The sequence below is a fragment of the Paenibacillus thailandensis genome, from assembly GCF_042685365.1.
GTDB classification, from domain to species: domain Bacteria; phylum Bacillota; class Bacilli; order Paenibacillales; family Paenibacillaceae; genus Paenibacillus_AP; species Paenibacillus_AP thailandensis.
In genome coordinates this window covers 1-604 of sequence record NZ_JBHUMY010000048.1, presented here as the reverse complement: position 1 = coordinate 604, position 604 = coordinate 1, and the positions used below count along the sequence as shown (strand labels likewise).

Below are 604 nucleotides of genomic sequence, written 5' to 3'. Positions count from 1 at the left end.
GGGGAGGCCCGGAAGAGCCACCGAAACATCCACTCGACGGACTAACGATTGACGAACTCCGGGCGCTATATGACGAGAAGCTCGCGGCGTATAAGGAAAGTGACGGACGGGACGCGCGACAGCAGGCCGAATTACTAACGATCAACACACGAATCGAGCGAATGAAAGCGGAGGTTACTACTAATGTCGAAAATTAAAAAGCATCTAGAAGCAGCGCGGGAGTTTCTTGGAAAGATCAGCGGGAAGCGCAGCGCCCTCTTTACGCGGGAGTCGGAGCTAAAAGAACGTATCGAAGCGCTCAACGCCGAACGTCGCGCGGTCCTCTCCGCTTATGAGCCGGGAAAGCCGTTCGATTCCGGAGCTTTGCAGCGTATCGACGACGAACTTAAGACGGTAGAAACCGAACTCCTCGCGTTATCTCATGCGAAACAGGCGGCGCCGGAACATGATGAAACCGAAGCGGAAAGTATGCTTGACGGTATTCGGACCGAAGCCGCGGAGGTTCTCGCGGTCAAAGCGCAGGAAGCAGAAGCAGCGCGCAAGGAGATTGAACGAGCAAAGGCGCAGTACCTCGATGCTATCCGTAAACACGGTGCAATCGAGC

Annotated in this window: 2 protein-coding genes; both read left to right on the top strand. The window is 55.5% G+C overall.

Going from position 1 to position 604, the window contains the following annotated elements; genetic code table 11:
* Positions 1-197 (top strand): hypothetical protein (locus tag ACFSW5_RS26090; protein ID WP_379280491.1); only part of this gene is annotated, 197 nt, incomplete at its 5' end.
* On the top strand, positions 184-604 hold a 421-nt coding region (locus tag ACFSW5_RS26085), incomplete at its 3' end, for a hypothetical protein (RefSeq protein WP_379280489.1). The genes ACFSW5_RS26090 and ACFSW5_RS26085, both read left to right, overlap by 14 nt.